The sequence below is a fragment of the Reyranella sp. genome (assembly GCF_004297265.1).
GTDB lineage: Bacteria > Pseudomonadota > Alphaproteobacteria > Reyranellales > Reyranellaceae > Reyranella.
The window spans coordinates 1-5,459 of record NZ_SCUT01000005.1 but is presented as its reverse complement, the minus strand read 5'-3'; the positions used below and the strand labels follow the sequence as shown (position 1 = coordinate 5,459).

The 5,459-nt window shown below is 65.4% G+C and carries 4 protein-coding genes; 3 read left to right on the top strand and 1 reads right to left on the bottom strand.

The window, feature by feature from the left end; genetic code table 11:
• The coding region (locus tag EPO41_RS01705; RefSeq protein ID WP_296319587.1) for a hypothetical protein at window positions 1-214 on the top strand (214 nt) is incomplete at its 5' end.
• A 92-nt stretch (window positions 215-306) separates the two neighbouring features.
• Here the strand turns inward: EPO41_RS01705 and EPO41_RS01700 are convergent.
• Window positions 307-528: a hypothetical protein gene (locus EPO41_RS01700; protein WP_296319589.1), complete on the bottom strand. Its 222-nt coding sequence runs from the start codon at window positions 526-528 to the stop codon at window positions 307-309.
• On the opposite strand from EPO41_RS01700, the gene EPO41_RS01695 reads away from it, so the two are divergent.
• Both EPO41_RS01695 and EPO41_RS01690 read left to right on the top strand, forming a co-directional pair.
• A complete protein-coding gene (locus EPO41_RS01695) occupies window positions 445-768 on the top strand; it encodes a helix-turn-helix domain-containing protein (RefSeq protein ID WP_296319584.1) in 324 nt (107 codons plus the stop codon). The two genes, EPO41_RS01700 and EPO41_RS01695, sit on opposite strands and share 84 nt — an antisense overlap.
• Window positions 769-1,196: 428 nt before the next feature.
• On the top strand, window positions 1,197-5,459 hold a 4,263-nt coding region (locus tag EPO41_RS01690; RefSeq protein ID WP_296319583.1), incomplete at its 3' end, for a M10 family metallopeptidase C-terminal domain-containing protein.

Genomic DNA, 5,459 nt, shown 5'->3' with positions numbered 1-5,459 from the left:
CCACTCCTTCGACTTCAACGGCGAGAAGCTGGACTTCAGCGCGGTCGCGGCGATCCACTCCTTCTCGGACTTCTCGACCTACGAATGGGATCCCCTCGGCCTCGGCTACAACTCGACGACTCTGTTCTACACGAGCGGCGGCACGACCAGTGCCATCACGCTGATCGGTGTGCAGACGGCGAGCCTGTCGGACGCAGACTTCCTGTTCGCCTAAGGGAAGCCGCCCGCTTCCTCCACTCCGCTTCGCTCCGGTCGCTGGTTGTCGATCGGCAGGGTTGCACGGCGGGCGGGACGCCCCTTCGAACTCTAGGGAAGCAGCAGCCGCGCCATCTCGGTCACGGCGCGATGGGCCAGCATGATCGCGGGCGGGTCGATCGGCGTGACGAGCGAGGACAATTTCACGATCACGAGCCCGTGGTCGGGCACCACGAACAGGTTCTGGCCATGGATGCCCATGGCGAACAGCAGGCGCGGCGGGCCGTCGACGATGTACCAGCCGTTGCGATAGCGCGTCGTGCCGAGACCCATGGCACCGAAGCTCGCGCCGAACTGGCCTTCGCCGAGCGGTTCGTCTCCGTCGTCGGCCTGTCGCCGATGGACTATCTGCTGCGGCTGCGCGTGGCTCTAGCCAAGGACAGGCTGCGGTTCGGGGGCGCGCGGCTGACCGAGGTCGCGGCAGCCTGCGGCTATCGCTCGGTGAGCGCGTTCAGCACGGCCTTCCGACGTGTCGTCGGCGTCGCGCTCGGAGGCTATGCCTTGCGGACCTGAAGGCGGACCGCGGGCAACCAGCAGCGTCGGGCGCCACCAGGCGAACGGGTCGTTCTCGGCTCGATCCGTTTGGATCCTGTCAATGTGCATCCCCGCACATCAGGCGGTGCTTCCGAAACGTGCAAAACAGCACAGTGTGATGCACTCCCAGATTGCACAAAATCTACGCCTAAAGTATGTGGGATCGGTCGGCACGCTGAGGGGAGCAGTGTGCTGCCGACGCAATGCCGGAATCGCAGGCTCGGGACGAGTCTGTCCGGTCTTGGGGGCAGTGTGGCGTCTCGGGCGTGCATCGGGCAGGCGACTTTCGGCGGCGCGCTGGGCAACCGGCAGATCCGCCGTGCGACGTTCGCCACCTGCGTCCTTCCCATCGCACCGGTCCACGACCCACTCCCTCCCTCTTCGCTTTCGTCGCGTAGGACATAGCCATGCCCGGCACAGCCACGACCATCCTCATCGACGGCACGCCGACCGACGGATCCGACCCCTGGATCGACAGCCTGATCGCCGGCGGCGCCTGGACTGACGGTAACGGCGGTCCCGTCACCATCCAGTGGGTTGCCTTTCAGGGCACGATGGACGGGCAGAACTCCTACGGCTGGACGTCGCCGGCCCTCACCGGGCTGCGCGAGGCGATGGCGCTCTGGGAGAGCGTGGCGAACATCGACTTCGTCGAGGTGTCACAGGCCAGCAACGCCGACGTGAGGTTCTGGTGGGGCACCGAGGCCCAGGCGGGCGGCGCCGGTGTGCTCGGCTGGAGCGACCTGGTGGGCTTCGAAGAGCACTACAAAAACCCGGACTCGGAGGCGCGCGACATCCTGTTCAACGCGCAGGATTCCGCCATGTCCGGCGCGCTGGGCAAGGGCAGCCTGGGACTCGTCACGATGGTCCATGAGATCGGCCATCTCCTGGGGCTCGCTCATCCGCACGATGGCGGCGCGGGAGAGGATGCCACGATATTCCCAGGCGTCTCCTTCGATTGGTCCTCCTACGAGTACACGAGCGGCAACGGCGGCCTGAATCAGGGCGTCTACACGACGATGAGCTACAATTTCGGATGGCCTGGCCAGTACTCAGGGCATACATCCGAGGCGTACGGGTTGCAGTACGGTCCGATGGCGCTCGATATCGCCGCGATCCAGGCGATCTACGGGGCCAACACCAACTACGCCGCCGGGAACAACGTTTACACGCTGCCGACGGTCGACCAGATCGGCACCCACTGGTTCTCGATCTGGGATACCGGTGGCATCGATACGATCTCCAATGCGGGCTCGTCCAACGCTTCGACGATCGACCTGCGGGAGGCGACGGCCGGCATCAACGGCGGCGGTTACATTTCCCACAGCGTTGCCGGATACACGAACAAGATCGAAGGCGGCTACACGATCGCCCGCGGTGTGATCATCGAGAATGCGATCGGCGGCAGCGGCGACGATATCATCACCGGCAACGCGGCGGCCAATCGCCTTGAGGCCGGAGCCGGCAACGACACGCTCGATGGCGGCGCCGGCGCCGACACGATGATCGGCGGCGCGGGTCACGACACCTACTATGTCGATGACCTGGGCGACGTCATCGTGGATCCCGACAACTGGGGAACCGATAACGTCTATTCCTTGGTTGGATTTTCGCTCGGTGCGACTCTCGAAAACCTGACCCTGACCGGTACGGGTTCGGTCAACGGGACGGGCAACGGCCTGGCCAACACCATGTATGGCAATGTCGGCGACAATGTCCTCATCGGCGGCGGGGGCGCTGACTGGATCTATGCCCTCGGGGGCAACGACCGGGTGGTCGTCCAGGATTTCAAGTTCGTCATTCTCGACGGTGGCGAGGGCATCGACACTCTGGTGATGGACGGGGCCGGGTTCGTCTTCCAACTGCCGCGTTCGAGCATCGCGAACTTCGAGCGCATCGATATCACGGGAACGGGCGACAACAAGCTTTCGTTCGGCTACGCTTTTGCCGGCGGCCTGGGCGAACTGGTCGAAGGCAAGCGTGTCCTGACCGTCGAGCGCGATCGCGGCGACATCGTGCAGTTCGACGATGGCTGGACGAATACCGGATCGGTCACCAATGCCGACGGCACGTTCGACCGGTGGGCGCGCAACGAGTCCGAGGTCCTTGTCGAACACATCGACCCGTTGCCGCCGCCGCCGGGAACGATTCTTCTGTCCAGCCTGAACGGCAACTCCGGCTTCAGGCTTGCCGGTGTGGCGGCAGATGACTCCAGCGGCTTCTCGGTCGCCACGGCGGGCGACGTCAACGGCGACGGCTTCGACGACGTGATCGTCGGTGCGATCGACGCAGATGCAGGTGCCGCCGGATCAGGGGCGAGCTACGTGGTGTTCGGCAAGGCCGCCGGCTTTGCGTCCAGCATCAATCTTGCCACCTTGGACGGCAACACCGGTTTCAAGCTGAGCGGTGTGAACGAGAGTGACGCAAGCGGTCATTCGGTCGCCGCGGCGGGTGACGTGAACGGCGATGGTTTCGCCGACCTCATCATCGGCGCCCGATGGGCCGCACCGAACGGCTGGGCATCGGGCGCCAGCTATGTGGTGTTCGGCAAGGCGTCGGGTTTCGACGCCGACATCAGCCTCTCGACCCTGAACGGCAGCAACGGTTTCAAGCTGAGCGGGTCGGCGGAAAATGACTATAGCGGCTCGTCGGTCGCCTCGGCCGGTGACTTCAACGGCGACGGCTACGACGATCTGATCATCGGTGCCAGGGGAGCCGGCACGCCGGCCGATTCGGGCGTGAGCTATATCATCTACGGCAAGGCGTCGGGCTTTGCCGCCAATCTGGAGCTTTCCAGCCTGAACGCCGGGATGGGCGTCAAGTTGAAAGGGTCCGAGTTGTATGAGTCGAGCGGCGACTCCGTCGCGTCGGCGGGAGATGTGAACGGGGATGGCTTCGACGATGTGATCGTCGGCGCACGGGGCGCCGGATATTCCACGACACATTCCTCTGCCGGTGCCGGCTACGTGGTATTCGGCAGCGCGTCGGCCGGCGCCACCATCGACCTGTCCACGCTGAACGGCAGCAACGGGTTCAGGCTGAGCGGGAGCGGAGCAGAGCGGGCCGGTCAAGAGGTTGCATCGGCCGGTGACGTGAACGGCGACGGCTATGCCGACCTGATCGTCGGTGCACCCGCCGCCGGCCCGAACGGCCAGTATTCCGGCGCGAGCTATGTCGTTTTCGGCAAGGCCTCGGGATTCGCCGCGAACATCGATCTTTCCACGCTGAACGGCAGCAACGGCTTCAAGTTGAGCGGCGCCGCGATGTGGAACTGGTCAGGTTCGGCGGTCGCCTCGGCGGGGGATTTCAACGGTGACGGCTTCGCCGACCTGATCGTCGGCGCCTCGGGTACCTACTCGACGGGCGTCGATTCGGGCACGAGCTATGTCGTGTTCGGCAAGGCGTCGGGTTTCGCTGCCGATATCGATCTTTCCATGCTGGACGGCAGTACGGGATTTGCACTGTGGGGCGAGGCGGCGAACGACAAGAGCGGCGGGTCGGTTGCGTCTGCGGGAGACGTCAACGGCGACGGTTACGACGACCTGATCATCGGTGCCTCCAGGGCTGATCCAAATGGCGCCAATACCGGTGCGAGCTACGTCGTGTTCGGGGGTGCCTTCGGCGGCTCGGCCACGCCGGTGACGACCACGGGCACGGTGACGGCGGAGATCCTGATCGGCCGGCGCGGCGACGACGTGCTGAACGGTGGTGGCGGCGGTGACGTCTTCCATGCCGGCGCGGGCGACGATCGCCTGACCGCCAAGGATCTTGCGTTCCGTCTTGCCGATGGCGGCGGCGGCACAGACACGCTGGCGCTCGGTGGCTCGGGTCTCTCGCTCGACCTCTCCAGCCTGCTGGTCACGGCGAAGCTGGAGGGCATCGAGCGCATCGACCTTGGCGGCACCGGCAATACGCTCATCGTCAACCAGCTGAGCATCCTGGGCGGTGTCGGCGCCGTCGAGAACGGCAGGCATATTCTCGTCGTCGAGCGCAATCTGGGCGACACGGTGCAGTTCGTCGAGCCGGGCTGGGCGAAGACAGGGTCGTTCACCAATGCCGACGGCACGTTCGACCGCTGGGTGCTCGGCAACGCCGAGGTCCATGTCGCGCAGGACTCGGGCGTAACCATCATCGGGACGGCCGGCAACGACATCATTTCGACGACCGTGAGCGTGCCGGGCCAGCCTTTTGCGACCGAGCTGGGCGACTTCATCGACGGTGCTGGTGGCGCCGACAGGATGGCGGGCGGGCCGGGCGACGATACCTATGTGGTCGACAATGCCGGCGACGTGGTGACGGAGGTTGCCGGAGAAGGAGCGGACACGGTCAATGCGTCGGTTTCCTGGACGCTGGGTGCCAACGTCGAGAACCTGATCCAGACGGGCAGCGCCTCGATCAACGGCTTCGGCAACGATCTCGCCAACGTGATCGAGGGCAACTCGGGCAGCAACGTGCTCCTGGGCGGCGACGGCGCCGACGCGCTGTCGGGTGGCGATAGTGCCGACTACTTGCTGATCGACGGTGCCGATGCCGCCATCGATGGCGGCGCAGGCTTCGACTCGGCGTTCGTGCAGACCGCTACGCCGGTGACGCTGGACATGGGCGCCTCGTCGATCGAATGGGTCCAGGGCAATGCCGGCAACGACGTCTTCGACGCCGCGAGCCAGAGC

Bases quoted from the DNA above. Each gene is read 5' to 3' on its own strand.
- EPO41_RS01700 (WP_296319589.1), bottom strand. From the start codon at position 528: ATGGGTCTCGGCACGACGCGCTATCGCAACGGCTGGTACATCGTCGAC.
- EPO41_RS01695 (WP_296319584.1), top strand. From the start codon at position 445: ATGGATGCCCATGGCGAACAGCAGGCGCGGCGGGCCGTCGACGATGTA.